Annotated in this window: 8 protein-coding genes; 6 read left to right on the forward strand and 2 right to left on the reverse strand. The window is 69.7% G+C overall.

Annotated features, from left to right (window positions below; all coding sequences use genetic code 11):
* Nucleotides 1-562 precede the first annotated feature (562 nt).
* From AC1Q5B_RS05825 to AC1Q5B_RS05840, 4 genes are all read left to right on the forward strand, one after another.
* The gene (locus AC1Q5B_RS05825; protein WP_492630768.1) at nt 563-9997 is read left to right on the forward strand and encodes an SdrD B-like domain-containing protein; all 9435 of its coding nucleotides are present in this window, start codon (nt 563-565) and stop codon (nt 9995-9997) included.
* The gene (locus tag AC1Q5B_RS05830; RefSeq protein WP_492630769.1) at nt 9994-13404 is read left to right on the forward strand and encodes a TonB-dependent receptor; all 3411 of its coding nucleotides are present in this window, start codon (nt 9994-9996) and stop codon (nt 13402-13404) included. The genes AC1Q5B_RS05825 and AC1Q5B_RS05830 overlap by 4 nt, the downstream gene beginning before the upstream one ends.
* Before the next feature lie 11 nt (nt 13405-13415).
* Nucleotides 13416-14417, forward strand: coding sequence for an OmpA family protein (locus AC1Q5B_RS05835; protein ID WP_492630770.1), 1002 nt, complete (start codon nt 13416-13418; stop codon nt 14415-14417).
* A gap of 132 nt (nt 14418-14549) precedes the next feature.
* Nucleotides 14550-14972, forward strand: a complete 423-nt coding sequence (locus tag AC1Q5B_RS05840; RefSeq protein WP_492630771.1) for a VOC family protein — start codon at nt 14550-14552, stop codon at nt 14970-14972.
* A 10-nt stretch (nt 14973-14982) separates the two neighbouring features.
* Here the strand turns inward: AC1Q5B_RS05840 and motB are convergent, their stop codons facing one another.
* Together motB and motA are read right to left on the reverse strand one after the other, a co-directional pair.
* A complete protein-coding gene (gene motB / locus AC1Q5B_RS05845) occupies nt 14983-15981 on the reverse strand; it encodes a flagellar motor protein MotB (RefSeq protein ID WP_492630772.1) in 999 nt (332 codons plus the stop codon).
* A gap of 9 nt (nt 15982-15990) precedes the next feature.
* Nucleotides 15991-16845, reverse strand: a complete 855-nt coding sequence (motA, locus tag AC1Q5B_RS05850; protein ID WP_334179123.1) for a flagellar motor stator protein MotA — start codon at nt 16843-16845, stop codon at nt 15991-15993.
* Nucleotides 16846-17008: 163 nt separating this feature from the next.
* Here motA and AC1Q5B_RS05855 point away from each other — a divergent pair, with 163 nt between their 5' ends.
* A complete protein-coding gene (locus tag AC1Q5B_RS05855) occupies nt 17009-17404 on the forward strand; it encodes a BlaI/MecI/CopY family transcriptional regulator (RefSeq protein WP_492630773.1) in 396 nt (131 codons plus the stop codon).
* A 1-nt stretch (nt 17405) separates the two neighbouring features.
* Nucleotides 17406-19235, forward strand: coding sequence for a M56 family metallopeptidase (locus AC1Q5B_RS05860; protein ID WP_492630774.1), 1830 nt, complete (start codon nt 17406-17408; stop codon nt 19233-19235).
* Nucleotides 19236-19320 lie beyond the last annotated feature (85 nt).

Consider the following 19320-nt stretch of genomic DNA (forward strand, 5'->3'; position numbering starts at 1 on the left):
GCGACCTGATCGGCCGCCTGCGTGCCGCGCTGGGGGGGGAGGCGGGCATCGCGATCCCCCTTCCCGGGGGCAGGATCTGCCTGTGCGCTCGGTGTCGGAACAGGGCCTGGCGTCGCTGTTGCCGGTCCGCAGCCCGGGCGAACCGCCCCGTTGACACCCGTGTGGCGCACCGCCTCAAGGGCCCCCGAGGCCTTGTGCGGCCGGCGTTTCCGGCCTTCGCGGGCATGGGCCGGGGGCCGGCATGCGGCTTGCATGGGGTTCCCCTGCCGCCAGAGTGCGGCATAATTCACATTACGGAGTCACATTCGTGACGTGCGTCCTTGCCGGACGCCGTCCAAATCTGACTCGAACAGCACATCGGTCAGGACTGCCGGCCCGTCGGGGGACGCGGCAGTCGGGGGACCGGCGCGCTGTAGGGGACGCCTCCGGGCGATAGCGTTGTTACAGGGGATTGCCAGTGAATCAGGAAGTCGGATCGGCGCGCGTCGCCGATGGCCATTGGACGGTTGTGTGTGGCGCGGTGCCCGCAACCTCGTGCTCTTCTCGCTCCACCGGTTCCATCATGCGCGGCCTCGCCCGGGCGCTGATGGTGGCAGGCAGCCTGCTGGCGGTGCCGGCCTTCGCTGCCGACCTGCAGCTCACCGACCTGTCCGACAGCGGCTACGACCCGGTTCCCGCCGGCAGCGACGTGGTCTACAGCGTCACGCTGGAGAACGGCGCAGGCGACGTCGCCAACAACACCGTCAGCATCTTCGACCTGCCGGCGGGCACCACCGCCGGTACCCTGCCGGCGTTCTGCGCGGCCGATGCGGGCGTCCCCACCCGCATCGTCTGCAACCATGGCGCGCTTCAGGGCACGCTGGCCGGCGGTTCGCCGGTGACGTTCCAGATCGGCGTGAACACCGCCGGACAGTCGCCCGGCACGGTCACCATGCGCGGTGCGGTCGGCTTCGGCGCCAACACGCCACCGCCCGGCACCCCGATCTCCAGCCTCACGCCCGCCCACCCGTTCTTCGCCGGCGACACCAACACCGCCAACAACATCCGCAGCCAGGCGACCACGCTGACGGTGTCGGGCGACCTGCGCCTGCAGAAGACCGCCACGCCGAACCCGGTGGTCGGCGGCGGCGAAGTGACCTACACGCTGACCGTCACCAACGCGGGCCCCAGTCCGTCGACGAACTTCCGCGTGGTCGACACGCTGCCGGCCGCGACGACCTACGTCGCCAACAGCTTCAGCGGCAGCGGCTGGACGTTCAATGCCGGTACCACCACCGCCACCCATGCCGGCACGCTGGCCGTGGGTGGCACGGCGACCTTCAGCTTCCGCGCGCGGGTGAATGCCGGCAGCGGCAACATCACCAATGCGGCGGTGATCGAGGCGATCGGTACGCCCGATCCGGAGCCCGACAACAACGATGCCGAGGTCAGCACCACCATCACGCCGGGTGCCGACCTGTCGCTCACCAAGTCGGCTGCGCCGGCCCCGGCCATCGCCGGCCAGTCCGTCACGTTCACGCTGACCGCGCGCAACACCGGGCCCAGCGCCGCGCAGGGCGCGAGCATCACCGATGCCCTGCCGGCCGGTTTCGTCATCACCGGTGGCACTGCGCCGGCGGCCTGGACCTGCAGCAGTGACGCCGCCAACAGCGTCCGCACCTGCAACCGCACCGGCGGCGACATGCCGGTGGGTGAAGTGGCGACCATCACCATCGTGGCCACCGTCCCGTCGACGGGTCCGAACAGCAGCGGCGACGTCACCAACACCGCCACCATCACCTCCGCCACGGCCGACCCGAACAGCCCCGGCAACGGCACCAACAACAACACCGGCACCACCACGTTCACCGTGCTCGCCGATGGCGCGGACCTGTCGCTGACCAAGGCGAAGACGCCCGCGCTGATCACCGTCTGGGACGGCATCGGCAGCGACACCGACAGCCGCATGACCTCGAACATCGTCGTGCGCAACCTCGGTCCGCGCGCCGCGACCGGCCAGGTGCAGGTGGTGGACGAACTGGCCGCGGGCGAGGAGTTCATCTCCGCCGCCGGCCCGTGGACCTGTGTCGTCGACAATCCGTATGCCGTGCCGCCGGCGCGCCAGCGCGTCACCTGCGACCTCAACGCCGGTTCGCTGCCGTTGGCGGTGAACGCCAACGCGCCGCAGCTGCAGATCATCAGCCGTGCGCGCGCCGCCGGTTCGCTGACCAACACGGCGTGTACGGGCGGCTCCAATGGTTCGCTGGAGCCGCTGACCGGCAACGGCGTCAATACCGACCCGGACGCCAGCAACGACTGCAACGGCGCGGGCACCCGCACCACCAACGAGCGCGCCGACCTGCGCATCGCCAAGCAGACCAACGGCCCCGGCACGGCGGACAACGTGCTGAGCGCCAGCCAGACCACGGTGACCTACACGCTGACGGTCACCAACGACGGTCCCGACAGCACCACCGGCGTGGTCGTCAACGACGCGATCCCCGGCTTCGTCAGTGGCCGCACCACCGTCACCGCCACCACCGTGCCGCCCGGCTGGACCTGCACCACCGGGGCATCGGTGATCTGCCGCTCGGGCACCAACCCGCTCGCCAGCGGCGCCAGCGCGGTCATTGTGCTGACGGTGCAGCGCGCGCTGTTCGACAGCGCCGGCACCGGCGCCAGCACCTGCGGCGGCGTGCCGATCAACAATGCGTTCTGCAACACGGCGGGCGTCGGCATCGACGCCGCCGTGCCCGGTTCCGTCGGCGAGGTGAACACCGCCAACAACAGCGCCTCGGACTGGCTGCAGGTCGACCGCGTGGCCAACGTGCGCACCACGGCGAAGAACATCACCTCGAGCGCGACCGGCCAGGCCGGCGTGAACACTACCTACGTGATGTCGTACCAGAACCAGGGCCCGTCGACCGCGCCGGGCGTGGTGTTCCGCGACGTGTTCACGCTGCCCGCGAACGATGCCGGCTTCGTGCTGGTGTCGGCCACGCGCACGGGCGCCGCGCCCACCGCCTGCACCGCCACGCCGGGCGCGGGCGTCACCACGGCGCCGGCCAGCGGCGGCACGTCGTACGCCAATCCCACCGGCGGCACGGCCACGGTCACGCTGACCTGCGCGCCGCTCTCGATGGGCAACGGCCAGACCGAAAGCATGACGGTGGTGATCCGCCCGAACGTCAACGTCGGCAACACCGGCCGTACCTTCACCAACCTGGCCGACTTCTACTTCGACCGCAACAACGACGGCACGCCGGACCCGGCGACCGGCAGCGACGCCAACGGCAGCTTCGACTACAACCTCGACACCTCCGCCGGCGACGACCAGCGCGCCGCCACGCTGCCGTTCAACAGCGGCACCGTGGACCTGATCGCGAACAAGGAAGACGTCGGCTTCGTCGGCGGCGTGGATCCGCTGGGCTTCAACGCCAACGACCTCAGCCAGAACCTGATCACCTACCGCATCACGGTCAACAACAACGGTCCGTCGCTGGCCACCGATGTCCGCATCGAGGACACCCTGACCCCGCAGCCCGGCCGCACGGTGCGCTACATCGGCGCGTCCGCCACGCCTACCGGCACGTTCGTCGCGGGCGACTGCACCGTCACCACCGGCAGCAATCCGACGACCGGCGCGCCGCTGACGCTGAGCTGCCTGATGCCGGGCGCGGGCTTCGCCCCCAACCAGCCGGGCGTGGTCGCCAGCGGCACGACGAGCCGGCTGTACCTGCGCTTCCAGTACGAGACCGCCCCGGGCGCGGCCGGCGACACGCTGGGCAATACCGTCAGCGTCACCTCTGCCGAAACCGACACCAACCCGCTCAACAACACCGCCGACCAGGACACGACGATCCGCGCGCGCGCCGACATGGCCGTGACGAAGACGACCGTCGTCGCCTTGCCCGACAGTGATCCGGGCGTCGCGCTGCCGCCGACCGTCACCAGCGTGGCGTTGCGCCAGCCGTTCTTCTACGTGGTGGAAGGCGTCAACAACGGCCCGGGCGCCAGCCTGTCGCTGGACCGCACCGGCAACAGCCCGCTCAACGGCACCGGCACCGTCGTCACCGACACGCTGCCGGCGGGCCTGGTGGTCACCGGGCCGATCACGTGGCGCAAGGTGGGCCCGAACCCGGGCGGCGGCGAAGTGCCGCTCGGCACCGGCACCTGCGCGCAGGCCGGCAATACGGTCACCTGCACCCTCGGCGACGTCACCGCCACCGGTCGCGTGCGCATCGTCGTGCCCTCGCGCTGGGATATCTATCCGACCGGCGGCACGGTGAACAACACCGCGACCATCGCGACCGAGCAGGTCGATCCGATCCCCGGCAACAACACCACGACCGTGCCGCTCGGCGTCACGCGTTCGTCGCTGGAGGGCTTGGTGTTCGAGGACCGTGATCGTACGGCCGGCAACGGCGGCACGCAGCAGACGGTCACGGGCGAACCTGGCATCCCCGGCGTCACCGTCGTGCTCACCGGTACCGACCTCTACGGCAACGCGGTGAACCTCAGCCTGGTCACCGCTGCGGACGGCGCGTACCGCTTCGAGAACCTGTCGCCTTCCGATGCGTCGGGGTACACCATCACCCAGACTCAGCCGGCCGCTTACGTCAACGGTCCGATCGATCCGCCCACTGCGGGCGGCAGTGCGCCGTCGCTCGGTGGCACGTATTCGGCGGGTACGCCCAACTCGGTGATCGCCGCCATCCCGGTCGGCGCCAACGACGCCGGCGTGCGTTACAACTTCCCCGAAGTGCGTCGTCCCTCGCTGTCGGGCTTCGTCTACGTCGATACCAACTTCAACAACGTGCAGAACGGCGGCGACGGTGCGATCGCCGGCGCGACGGTGGAGTTGCTCAATGCCGCCACCGGCACGGTGGTGGCCACCGCCACGACGAATGCGGCCGGCGCCTACAGCTTCACCAACCTCGATCCGCTGATCGTCTATACGCTGCGCGAAGCACTGCCGGCAGGCAGTTACCAGAACCGTCCGAGCGCGGTGAATCCCGGCCTGATCGGCGGCGCGGCATGCGCGACCGGCTGCACGCCGGGCACCGGTATCGGCGGAGACGCGCCGACGACCGACCGCATCAGCAACATCGACCTGGGTGCCGGCACGGACGGCACGCTGTTCAACTTCGGCGAGGACGCGGTGGCCGCCATCAGCGGCAGCGTCTACGTCGACCGCAACGGCAACGGCGATTTCGACGCCGGCGATGCGGGCACGGTCAATTCGCGCCCGAACGGCGGCTTGCAGGGCGTGACCGTCACGCTGACCGGCGCGGGCGCGGACGGCATCTTCGGCAACGGCGACGATCCGGCTCCCGTGACGCTGCAGACCGACGCCAACGGCGCGTACCAGTTCACCGGCCTGGTGGTCGGCCAGAACTACCGCGTCACCGAGACGCAGCCGGCCGGTTACGGCAACGGTACCGAGCACCCGACCAACGTCATCGACGTCAACGCGCTGCCGTCCGCCGGCGTCACCGGCCGCGACTTTGGCGAAACGCTGGGCTCGCTGGCGGGTGTGGTGTTCGAGGATTTCTCGGCCACGCCGGCCAACAACGACAACGGCAACTTCGATACCGGCGAGAATCCGATCGCCAACGTCACGCTGACGTTGACGGGCACCGACGTGCTCGGCAATCCGGTCAACGTCACCGTGCAGACCGATGCCAGCGGCGCCTACGTCTTCCGCGACCTGTTGCCGCCCACCGGCAGCTACACGATCACCGAGACGCAGCCCACCGGCTACATCGACGGCCGGCACACGCCGGGCAATGCGGCGACGCCGGGCACTGCGACGACCTCGAACGTCATCGACGGCATCGTCATCAGCGAAGGCCAGGCGGCGACCGGCTACCTGTTCGGCGAGCTCGCCAACGCGATCATCAGCGGCACGGTCTACCTGGATCGCGACGACGACGGCGGCCAGGATGCCGGCGAGCCGGGCATTCCGGGCGTCACCGTGGTGATCGAGGGCGCAGGTCCCGATGGCGTGTTCGGCACGCCGGACGACCCGCCGCCGGTCACCCTGACCACGGATGCCAACGGCGGCTACAGCTATGGCGGTGCGATCACCGGCCAGAACTACCGCATCGTCGAAACGCAGCCCACCGGGCTGGCGGACGGCCAGGAAAACCCGACCAACACCATCACCGTCACCAACCTGCCGGCGAGCGGTTCCAGCGGCAACGACTTCGGCGAACGCGCCGCGTCGCTGGGCGGCAGCGTGTGGCTGGACGCCAACAACAACGGCGTGCGCGACGCGGGCGAGAACGGCATCGCGGGCGTCAGCGTCTCGCTGCCCGCGGGCACCGTGGATGCGCTGGGCAACACGGTGGCGGCGATCGTCACCGACGCCAACGGCAACTACCGCTTCGACGACCTGCTGGCCGGCACCTACACCGTCAGCGAGCAGGCGGCACAGCCGGTGGTCGGCGGCGTGACCACGATCAACGGCATCACCGTGGCCGGCACCGTCGGCGGCAGCGCCAGCGGCACCGCCACGCCGGTCGCGACCGTGCCCAGCGCGGTGGCCGGCATCGTGCTGCCCGCAGGCGGCGCGTCGATCAACAACAACTTCGGCGAGACGCTCGCGGTGTCGCTGTCGGGCCGCGTGTTCTTCGACGCCGACAACGACGGCCTGCAGTCGGGCGCGGCCGAGACCGGCATCGACGGCGTGACCATCACGCTGACCGGTACCGACGACACCGGCGCGACCGTGTCGCTGAGCACCACCACCGACGCCAACGGCGACTATGCGTTCGAAGGCCTGCGTCCCGGCACCTACACGGTGACCGAACCGACGCAGCCGACCGGCACGAGCAACGGCCAGACCGTGGCCGGCACCGTCGGCGGCACGCCGTCGGGTACCGCCACGCCGATCACCACCGTGCCCAGCGCCATCAGCGCGATCGACCTGACCACGCCGGGCGCGAACTCGATCGGCAACAACTTCGGCGAGATCCCGCTCAACAGCTCCATCGGCGGCCGCGTGTGGCGCGACAGCGACAACGACGGCGTCATCGATCCGTCGGAGACCGGCATCGGCAACGTCGTCGTGCGCCTGACCGGCACCGACCTGGCGGGCAACACCATCACGCGTGAAGTGACCACGCAGCCGGACGGCAGCTATGCCTTCACCGAGCTGCCGCCGGGCACCTACACGATCACCGAACCCGAGCAACCCGCGGGCACGTTGAACGGCATCACCAACGCCGGCACCGGCGGCGGCACCGCCACGCTGCCGACCGCCACGCCGTCCGTCATCAGCGGCATCACGCTGGGCGTGGGCGAGGACGTCACCGGCAACGACTTCGGCGAAGTCCCGGCCGGCACGATCGGTGGCCGCGTCTACAACGACGGCAACAACAACGGCGTCATCGACGCGGGCGAGGGCGGCTACGCGGGCGTGCAGGTGGTGCTGACCGGCACCGACGACCTGGGCCAGGCCGTCAACGTCACCGTCACCACCGACGCCGACGGCCGCTACCGCTTCGACGACCTGCGTCCGGGCACCTACACCGTGACCGAACCGACGCAGCCGCCGGAGACGCTCAACGGCATCACCAGCGCCGGCACCATCGACGGCACCGTCGTGGGCACCGCGACGCCGGTGACGACCACGCCGTCGGCGATCAGCGGCATCGTGCTGCCGCCGGGTGGCGAGTCGATCGACAACAATTTCGGCGAGATCGGCGATTCGCCCGACCTGGTGGTCAGCAAGACCGCCACGCCGGCGATCTTCACCGTCAACAACACCGCCACCTACACGCTGCGCGTGCGCAACATCGGGCAGCAGCCCAGCGCCGGCGAGTACGTGGTGGAAGACCGCCTGCCGGCCGGCCTGACGCTGGCCGCCACGCCGGCGGGCATGGGCTGGACCTGCACCGGCGCCGTCGGCGACAACCGCTTCCGCTGCGCCAGCAGCACGGTGATCGGCGCGGGCGCGACCTCGGCCGACACGATCGTGGCGTCCGTGCGCGTCGCCGCGGCGGCCGCGACCGCTTCGCCGGTGAACAACGCGGTGATCGTCGAAGGGGGTGGCGAGAACGAATTCCGCACGCCGACGCCGGACGAACGCGCCGACTTCGAAGGCAATCCGGCCGACCTGCCGGTGTGCGACCCGGCGATCACGCAGAACGCGTGCCGCCTGCCGACGCCGGTGCAGTTGTCGGCCTCGGTGTCGGGCACGGTGTGGTTCGACCAGGGCAGCGACTTCGGCCGCATCGACAGCGGCGACCGCCGCCTGTCCGGCTGGGGGGTGGAAGTCGTCGACGGCAGCGGCCAGATCGTCGGCACGGCGACCACCGGCGCCGACGGCACGTACTCCATCGCCGACCAGGTGCCGGGCGTGCCGTTGAACATCCGCTTCCGCGATCCGGCGACGGGCGTGGTGTGGGGCCTGCCGGTGAGCGGCGAAACGGTCGCCGGTCCGCCGGTGCCCTGCGACGCCACCAACGCGGCGGCCAACGGCACCGCGAGTTCGTGCCGCAGCAACGACGGCGGCAACACGCATCTGGCCGTGGTGCTGGCGCCGGGCGCCAACCTGCCGCAGCAGAGCCTGCCGCTGAATCCGGGCGGCGTGGTCTACGACGCGACGACGCGTTCGCCGGTCCCCGGTTCGCGCGTGACGCTGACGCCGATCGGCACCTGCGCGGGCTATGCGCCCGAGCAGCACGTGCTGAACGCCACGCTGGGCGGTTACACCGTGCAGGGCACGTCGGTGTCGATGACGGTGGGCGCAGAGGGCTTCTACCAGTTCCTGCTGGGTCCGAACGCACCCGCTTCGTGCCGCTTCCAGCTGGCGGTGACGCCGCCGGCCGGCTACACGTTCCAGTCCGGCATGATCCCCGCGGAAACCTCGCCGCTGACGCCGCCGTCCACGCCGGGCGAAGGCTATCCGGTGCAGACCAACGCGACCGCGCCGACCGGTCCGGTGGGCACGTCGACGACCTACTACCTGGAGCTGACGCTGGGTTCGGGCGTGGCGGTGCCGGTGCACAACCACATCCCGCTGGATCCGCAGATCGCGCCGGGCCTGGTCATCACCAAGACCGGCGACCGCAAGACGGTGGAAGTGGGTGACAGCCTGGTCTACACCATCACCATCCGCCAGACCGCGGGTGCGGCGATGGGCACGGTCAACGTGATCGACCGCCTGCCGCATGGCTTCACCTTCATCGATGGCACCGCACGCGTCGACAACGCCGGCATCGCCAATCCGCAGGGCAAACCCGGCCCGACGCTGGTGTTCGACGTGGGCAACCTCGCCGTCGGCCAGCAGAAGGTGCTGACCTACCGCGTGCGCGTGGGCGTCGGCAGCCAGCAGGGCGACGGCATCAACCGGGCGCGTGCCTGGGGCTGTTCGATCGACGGCGGCTGCGTCGATCCGACCACGCTGACGCCGTACCCGAACGGCGGCGTGGTGCCGTCCAACCCGGCCGAGTACCGCGTGATCGTCAGCGGCGGCGTGTTCGCCGACGAAGGCTGCGTGCTGGGCAAGATCTTCGTGGACTGCAACGTCAACCACGTGCAGGACAAGGAAGAGCTGGGCATCCCCGGCGTGCGCATGTACTTCGAGGACGGCACCTGGATGGTGAGCGATTCGGAAGGCAAGTACAGCTACTGCGGCCTGCCGCCGAAGAGCCACACGCTGAAGGTCGATGCCTCGACCCTGCCCGTGGGCTCGCGCCTGACCACCAGCAGCAACCGCAACTTGGGCGATGCGGACAGCCTGTTCATCGACCTCAAGAACGGCGAGCTGCACCGCGCCGACTTCATCGAGGGCAGCTGCTCCAACCCGGTGATCGAGCAGGTGAAGGCGCGCCGCACGCAGGGCGAGATCCGCGCGCCGGAGACCGAGCGCAACCAGCAACCGCTGCGCTTCGAGAGCAAGCCCGCGCGCGCGCCGCAACAGGGCACCGATTCGGCCAACCAGCGGCCGATCGTCGATCCGAGGCCTACAGGCACGGATGAGGCAGGCAACGGAGAGGTGCAGCCATGAGCCGCATCGCCCCGCGTCCGTCGACCTCACTGGAATCCCGTGCCATGCGTGCTTCGCGTCCTTCGTTCCATCCCCTCGCGCTGGCGCTGGCCCTGGCGGTGACGCCGGTGCTGGTGCACGCGCAGGCCGTGTCCGGCGACCAGCGCTTCACGCCGGTACTCGGCCAGGCCACGCCGCTGTACCCGCAATCGCCCGAATCGCAGGACCGCGCGCCGCAACCGCTGTACGCGCAGCCCGGCAACGTCGACTACAGCGTCAACGCCGGCGTCGACCGCGTGGTGGTCGAGGTCGACCGCGACGGCGTGCCGGCCGACGGCCAGTCGCCGGTGAAGGTGGTCGTGCAGCTGTACGGCGCCGACGGCAAGCCGATGGCGGGCGAGTCCTTCGCCACCATCGAGCACAGCGGCGGCCGCATCAAGCTGGCCGATGGCCGCACCGACGAGTTCGGTCCGGGCCGGCTGGACGCCGATGAAGTGACGCCCGGCATCCAGCTGGCCGTCCGCGACGGCCGTGCCGAGTTCGAACTGCTGGCGCCGCACGATCCGCAGGACGTGCTGCTGCGCGTGACCTCGGGCAGCCACAGCGCCGAAGGCGTCGTTGGCTTCGTGCCGGAGATGCGCGAGCTGATCGCCACCGGCCTGATCGAAGGCGTCATCAACTTCCGCCGCAAGGGCGAGAACCTCGTCAACGGCACCCAGCGCGGCGACGGCTTCGAGCGCGAGATCCGCCGCTGGGAGAAGCAGTTCAACAGCGGCAAGGCGAACGGCGCCGCGCGCGCCGCGTTCTTCGTCAAGGGCACGATCAAGGGCGAGTACCTGCTGACCGCGGCCTACGATTCGGACAAAGAGGTGCGGGCGCGCCTGCTGCGCGACATCCAGCCGGAGGAGTTCTATCCGGTCTACGGCGACGCGTCGCTGCGCGGTTTCGACGCGCGCTCGGCCGAACGCCTGTACGTGCGCGTGGACAAGGACCGCAGCTACCTGCTCTACGGCGACTTCCAGACCGGCGACAACATCGCCACGCAGACCGGCGTGGACTTCGGCACGCAGGCGGGCCAGCGCGTGCTGGGCACCTACAACCGCACCGCGACCGGCCTGGGCTGGCATTTCGAGAACGCGCGCGTCCGCGGCAACGTCTTCGCCATCGAGGACTCGCTGCGCCAGGTGATCGAGGAACTGCCGGCCGCCGGCAGCGGCCCGTACGGCCTGCGCAACAACGCGGTGCTGGAAGGCAGCGAGCGCGTGGAAGTGGTCGTGCGCGACCGCAACCAGCCCTCGCGCATCGTCTCGGTGCGTCCGCTGGGCCGCCTGATCGACTACAGCTTCGAGCCGTTCTCCGGCCGCATCCTGCTCAACAGCTTCCTGCCCTCGTTCGACAGCGACCTCAATCCGGTATCGCTGCGCATCACCTACGAACTGGACCAGGGCACCGAGAAGTTCCTGGTACTGGGCGCGGATGCGCAGTTGCGCGTCGGCGAGCGCGGCGAGATCGGCGGCTCCTACGTGGACGACCGCAATCCGTTCGCCGCCTTCGAGATGGGCAGCGCCAACGTCGGCTACAAGCTGGGCGCCAACACCTGGCTGGTGGCGGAAGCCGCGCGCACGCGCAGCGAGGTCAACACCAACAGCGTCAACCAGTACGGCACGCCGGGCCTGCAGGGCCTGAGCGGGCTGGTGGAAGGCGATGCCTGGCGCGTCGAACTGGGGCACGCCGGCAAGGCGCTGGACCTGAAGCTGTTCGCCGGCCAGTCCGATCCCGCGTTCAACAATCCGTCGTCGCCGCTGTACGGCGGCCGTGGCGAGTACAGCCTGACCACGCGCTGGCGCCTGACCGACCGCTTCGAGCTGTACGCCGAGGGCCTGCGCAGCGAGGACCGCAATCCCGATGGCGGCGAACGCGACGCCGCGAGCGCGGGCACGCGCGTGAAGGTCACCGACAAGCTGACGCTGGATTTCGGTTACCGCGCCATCCGCGAGACCGTGGGCGCGTACTACACCTGGGCCACCGGCAGCGGCTACGGCAACATCGGCGGCCTGTCGGGCGGTTACGCCACCGGTTCGGGCGGTGGCGCGCTCGGTTACGGCCAGCAGCCGCTGGATCCGCTGACCGGCCTGCCGATCATCAGCACCGGCAATCCGAACGACGTCGGCAGCGGCCTGCCGATCGGCACCGAGCTGTCGTCGGACATGCTGCGCTTCGGCGTGGGCTACCGCGCCAGCGACCGCTTCAGCATCGGCGGCGAGATCGAGCAGGACATCCACGGCGAGGACCGCAACCGCGTCGCGCTCGGCATGGACTACCAGCTGCGCGAACGCAGCCGCGTGTACGGCCGCTACGAGAAGCAGACCGGCATCAGCGGCGTGAACGGCCTGACCCAGGACGGGCGCGAGGCCGACACCGTGGCGGTGGGCGTGGATACCAGCTTCATCAAGGACACGCAGCTGTTCTCCGAGTACCGTCTGCGCGATGCCATCGCCGGCCGCGACATCCAGGCCGCCTCGGGCATGCGCAACCGCTGGGACCTGCGCGAAGGCCTGCGCCTGGACACGACGCTGGAGCACACCAACGTCATCTCCGGCACCATCGGCGATTCGACCGGCATCGGCTTCGCGCTGGACTACAGTGCCAATCCGCTGTGGCGCGGCAACGTGCGGCTGGAACACCGCATCTCCGACGACGTCGCCGGCACGCCGACCAACGAGGGCTACAACACCACGCTGCTGCAGTTCCTGGCCGCGCGCAAGCTGAGCCGCGACTGGACGCTGCTGGCGCGCAACTACCTGTTGCGCACCGAGTACGACGCGCGCGGCGACGTGTTGCAGGACCGTTTCCAGATCGGCGCGGCCTATCGCGACACGGATACCAACCGCGTCAACGCGCTGGCCCGCTACGAGTACAAGCTGGAGAAGGACGAGAGCGGCATGGACGGCACCGGCTTCGGCTCGGACACCGGCCAGGACATCCGCAGCAGCGCGCACATCGTGTCGGCGCATGCGGACTGGCACCCGTCGCGTCCGTGGTGGCTGACCGGCCGCGTCGCGGCGAAGTGGCAGCAGGACAGCTTCTTCTACGCCGATACCGGTCGCGTCGACGACGACTTCAATGCCGTGCTGCTGTCGGGCCGCATCGTCTACGACATCACCGAAAACTGGGACATCGGCGTGCTGGGCTCGACCTTCCGCGGCCAGGACGGCGCCAACCAGTACGCGTTCGGCCTGGAGGTCGGCCGCCTGCTGCGGCAGAACCTGTGGTTGTCGGTGGGCTACAACGCCACCGGCTTCCGCGGCGACGACGACCTGACCGGTTACGAGTACACGCAGCAGGGCGCGTTCATCCGCCTGCGCTTCAAGTTCGACGAAGACCTCTTCCGCAGGGAAGACGCCCGCTACCGCGATCCGGTGCGCTGAGGATTACCGACATGACCAAGATGAAAACCTCCCTGCTGTGCGCCGCCGTGCTGGCCGGCCTGTCCTTCACCGCCGTTGCGCAGCAGACGCAGCTGACCCCGGCACGCGACCGCATCACCGACGAGGCGATCCATGCCGACCTGTCGGGCTACGAACATACCCAGGGCCGCATCCAGGCCTTGAACGACGGCGCCCGTCCGATCCGCGACTACCACCTGTCGAAAGCGCAGTGCTGGCTGGACGTGTCCTTCCACGAGTACTCGCGCAACGACCGCAGCGCCTTCCCGCAGGAAGCGCTGACCGAGTCCGAGAAACTGATCGTGGGCATGGAGCAGGGCGTCTCGCCGCTGCCGACCGACACCCCGCTGGTCAACGGCGCGGCACGCGTGCGCGAGGACCTGTGGAAGCGCTTGGGCGCGATCCACGGCACGCCCGGGTTCGCCTGCGCGCAGCAGGCCGTCGCCTGCGGCGAGGTGGAACTGGTCCACGCCGGCAACGAGTTCAACCAGCAGCAGTGGCGGCACGCCAAGCCGTACATCCAGATCGCCGAGGACTGGGTGAGCGATGCCGAGGCGCTGTCGCGCCAGTGCGGCGCCAGGCCGACGGTGCCGGCGGTGTTGCCGGCGGACACCGTGCTGACCGCCAATGTGCTGTTCGAGTTCGACCGCTCGGGCCGCGCCGACATCCGCGCCTACTCGCTGCAGAGCCTGGATCGCGAACTCGGCCGTCTGCGCGCCGAGGGGCTGACGCTGAGCGGCGTGGAACTGGTCGGCCATGCCGACCGGCTGCAGGGGCGTGGCCATGACTACAACCAGGCGCTGTCCGAGCGTCGCGCGCAGACCGTGCGTGCGTTGCTGGTGGAGCGCGGCGTCGACGCGGCCAAGGTGACGTACGGCTTCAAGGGCGACACCGAACAGGTCCAGCAATGCGACGGCGTGAAGCCGCAGGCGGCCCTGCGCGAGTGCCTGATCCCGAACCGCCGCGTGGAAGTCCGCCTGCACGTCGTCCGCTGACGTCGCCGGCGCGGTTTCCCGCCTCCCTTGCGCCACGCCCACGGGCCGTGGCGCATCCGCGGTGGCCCGGTGATGTCGATCCGGGCCGTGCCCGTTCGTCGAAGGCAGGACCGTCTTCGAATGGAGCAGGCCATGACGCGCCCTTTCAATGTCCAGCGCATCGACCATGTCGTGCTGCGCGTCCGCGACCTCGCGCGCAGCGTCGCGTTCTACGGCGACGTGCTGGGCTGCTATGTCGAGCGGCGGCGCGAGCACCTTGGCCTTGTGCACCTGCGCGCAGGCGCGTCGATGATCGATCTCGTCGGCATCGACGGCAGGCTGGGTGCACGCGGTGGCGCGGCAGCAGGGAACGAAGGCCGCAACGTCGACCATCTTTGCCTGCGCATCGAACCCTTCGACGAGTCCGCGCTGGTCGCGCATCTGGCCGGTGCCGGCATCACGCCGGAAGGTCCGGCCGAGGTGAACTTCGGTGCGGAAGGCGACGGCCTGTCGCTCTACTTCCGCGATCCCGATGGCAACATGATCGAATTGAAGGGGCCGCCGGGCGGCGGGTGATCGCGCCGGTTCAAGGCGCGGCCGTCGCCTGGGGTGCGGCCGGTGCGGCCGGTTGCGGCGGTGCCGCAGCGTCGACCGTCGCCGTCGGCATCGCGGTATCGGCATCCGGCAACGGCGCGCCGGGCGCCAGCGGACGGCCTTCGCCCTGCAGCGCTTCTTCGGCCGCCCTGGTCATCACCACGATGCTGATGCGCCGGTTGATCGGGTTCTGCGGATTCTGCTTGTCGAACAGCACCGACGACGACAGGCCCACCACGCGCGACACCTTGTCCTCGTGCATGCCGCCCAGCACCAGCGCGCGGCGCGCGGCATTGGCGCGTTCCGCGCTGAGCTCCCAGTTGGTGTAGCCGCGGTTGGACGTGTACTGGGTGACGTCGGTATGCCCGGTGATGCTGATGTGGTTGGGCACCTGGTTGATGAAGCCGGCCAGCTCGCCCAGGATCGTCTGCGTGTACGGCTTCAGCACCGTGCCGCCCAGGTCGAACATGGGCCGGTTCTGCTGGTCGACGATCTGGATGCGCAAACCTTCCGGCGTCAGGTCGAGCAGCAGCTGGTCCTTGAACGGCTCCAGCGCCTGGCTCTTGCCGATCGCTTCTTCCAGCGCCTGCATCAGCGCTTCCAGGCGCTGCTTCTCCTGTGCCTTCTGCTGCTCCTCGGACGCTTCGTTCCCGTCGCCCGGCGGCTTAGTGAACGGGTCGTCGCTGTCGCCTTTCGGCAGGTCCATCGTGCCGCCGAGCTTGATCATCGAGGTGCTGGCCCCGCCCGGACCGGCCGGACCCGGCGCCGGCGAGAAGCTCTTGCCGCTCAGCGGGCTGGGATTGCGGAAGTATTCCGAGATCGCCGCGCGTTCCTTGTTGGTGGTGGCGCCCATCAGCCACATCACCAGGAAGAACGCCATCATCGCGGTGACGAAGTCCGCGTACGCGACCTTCCACGAGCCGCCGTGATGGCCGCCGCCGGCGACCTTCTTGACCCGGCGGACGATGATGGTGGGGCGCTGTTCGCTCATCGCCGTGGCTTACTTGTTGGCCTTCAGGTGCGCTTCGAACTCGGCGAACGGCGGGCGCACGTCCGAGGGCAGCGTCTTGCGCGCGAACTCCAGCGCGACGGCCGGGTTGTAGCCGCGCAGGCAGGCCAGCAGGGCGGTCTTCACCGATTCGTACATGCGGCTGTCCTGCTCGACCTGCGCTTCGATGGCCGCGGCCAGCGGCGATACGAAGCCGTACGCCAGCAGGATGCCGAGGAAGGTGCCGACCAGCGCGGCGGCGACGTGCGCGCCGACCGCCGCGATGTCGCCGCCAATCGAGCCCATCGTCACGATGATGCCGAGCACCGCGGCCACGATGCCGAAGCCGGGCAGGCCGTCGGAGACTTTCTGCAGCGCATGCGCCGGCGCCATCGCCTCGTGATGGTGCTTCTCCAATTCCAGTTCGAGCAGCGGTTCCAGTTCGTGCGGCTCGATGTTGCTGCCCACCATCAGGCGCAGGCATTCGGTCAGGAAATCGAGCAGATGATGGTCGGCCAGGATCTTGGGGTACTTCTGGAACAGCGGGCTGTTGGTGGGGTTCTCGATGTGCTCTTCCAGCGACATGAAGCCGTCGCGGCGCGCCTTGTTGAGCATCTCGTGGATCAGCGTCAGCACGTCCAGATAGTCGGACGACTTGTACTTGGCGCCCTTGAACACCGACAGCGTGGCGGTCAGCGTGCCCTTGACGACCTTCATCGGATTGCTGGCCATGAACGCGCCCAGCGCGGCGCCGCCGATGATGACCAGTTCGAAGGGCTGCCACAGTGCGCCGAGCTTGCCGTGCGAGCCGAGGTAGCCGCCGATCACGCTCAGGGTGACGATGATGAAGCCGACGATGATGAGCATGGCGACACGGGCGCAGGGTGGGGTCACCCAAGGATCGGCGCGGCCGGCGGTTTCTTGAGCCGTGACCGTTCGTCGGCCAAGGGCGGGGGATGACCTTCGGCAGGGTTGACTACAGCTGTCGTCACGGGCAAGTTGACGACAACTGTAGTCACGAGGCGAACCCATGCCAGGCAAGGCCCGCAAGTCCATCGGCGACCAGGAACTGGCGCTGCTCCAGCATCTGTCCGCGCACGGCGAAGCCAGCGTCGGCGAGGTCGCCGCCGCCTTCGGCGAAGCACGCGGACTGGCCCGTTCCACCGTACTGACGATGATGGAGCGGCTGCGCGCGAAGGCGTTCCTGCGCCGCCGGCAGGTCGACGGTGTCTACCGCTATGCCCCGGTCGCGCAGCACGACGATGTGATGCGCAGCGCGGTCGGCAGCTTTGTCGAGAAGACACTGCAGGGCTCGCTATCGCCGTTCGTCGCCTGGATGTCGCAGCGCACCGAGGTCAGCGACGACGAGCTGGCCGAACTGGAAGCGCTGGTGGCCAACCTGCAGTCGAAGCGGAAGGAGGGCTGACATGGACCTCATCGCACTCGCCGATGCCGCGATCGCCCGCATGCTCGCGGTCGGCCTGCAATCGCTGATCCTCGCCGCCCTGGTCTGGGCCCTGTGCCGCTACCTGCCGAGCCTGGATGCGCGCACCCGCGCCTGGCTGTGGTGGCTGGTCGCCACGCAGATGGTGGTCGGACTGGTCTGGCACGCGCCGGTGGCACTGCCGTTGTTGCCGGCGGAGCCCGCGGTCGCGCCCGTCGTGGCGATGGTCGCGGAGCCGTCGATGCCTGCCGCGTCCACGATGACGGTCCAGCCGGCGCCTGCGACGCAGGCGGCGCGGCTCGACACCGGCGTGCTGCTGCTCGCCGCCTGGCTCGCCGGCATCGCAGTGATGCTGGCGAACACACTGCGCCACGCCTGGCGCCTGCGCGGACAGATCGCACGCGCGCGTCTTTGCCGTGATCGCCGCGTCCGCAGCGTGTACCAGACGCTGGCGCGGCGGCTCGGCATCGCGCAGGCCCCGGCGCTGCTGGTCAGCGACGAGATCGACTCGCCGATGCTGGCCCGTCCCTGGCGCCCCGTGCTGATGCTGCCGGCCGGCAGCCTGGTGGCGATGGGCGACGACGACCTGCACATGGCCCTGCATCACGAGCTGGCGCACCTGCAGCGCCGCGATCTCTGGTGGGCGTGGATGCCGGCGCTCGCCCAGCACCTGTTCTTCTTCCATCCGGTGGCGCACCTGGCCGCGCGCGAATACGCCTTCGCCCGCGAGGTGGCCTGCGACGCCGTCGTGCTCGAGGACGAACATCACGCCGCACACGATTACGGACGCCTGCTGGTCAAGCTGGGCGTCTCCACCACGCCGTCGCCTGCACTGGCAGGCGCATCCCCCACGTTCCGCATCCTCAAGAGGAGACTGCTCATGCTGCAGCACACCGCTTCGCCCCTGCACACCCGTGCGCTGGCCCTGACCATCGGTCTCGTCCTGCTGGGCGTGGTGCCGTACCGCGTCATCGCCAGTAGCACGCCGGTCGCTGCGCCTGCACCGATAGCGCCGATCGCCGCCGCCCCGGTCGCTACGCCCGCCGTCGCGCCGCAGGCCGATCCCGTCATCGCGCCGGCTCCCGTGGCGGCACCGCAACCGGTCCTCGTCGCTTCCGCGGCCGACATGCCTGCGCCTCCCGCACCGCCCGCGCCGCCAGCACCTCCGCCGGCGCCGAGGGTCATGCCGCCGTCGCCCCCGCCGCCGCCTGCGCTTCGCATGACAGGCACGATGAGCATCGGGGACTCGCGCAACGGCGACGCCTACGTGCTGATCGACGGCGACGACGTGACGATGGCTGGCCATAGCGACGACATCCGCACGGCACAGCGGTTGCAGCAGGGCAATGCTCCGGTCATCTGGGTGCGGAAGAACGGCAAGCAGTACGTGGTGCGCGATGCCGCCACGGTGCAGCAGATGAAGGCGGCGCATGCGCCCGTCCAGGCGCTGGGCGAGCAACAGGGCAAGCTCGGCGAACAGCAGGGTGCGCTCGGCGAACGCCAGGGCGAGTTGGGCTCGAAGCAGGGCGAACTGGGCGTGAAGATGTCCGAGATCGCCACCGGGCAGGCGGCCGCCGCCCTGCGCGGCGACGACACCCGCGATGGCGCCAACGACCGCCGCATGAAGGCGCTGCAGGACGAACAGGAAGCGTTGGCCCGCCAGCAGGAAGTCCTGGCCCGCCAGCAGGAGCCGCTTGCGCGGCAGCAGGAAGCGCTGGCGCGCAAGCAGATGGCAGCGACCGACAAGATGCAGCGCGACGTCGACCGTCTGCTGAGCGAAGCCATCCGCAGCGGCAAGGCACAGCAGCTCTGACGTCCTGTAGAGCGGAGCTTGCTCCGCTGCTCTCCGGTCCGATGACGGGGTCTGGAAAGATCGCGGAGCCGAGCAAGCTCGGCTC

The organism is Pseudoxanthomonas sp. GW835-FHT14C01, from assembly GCF_058793715.1.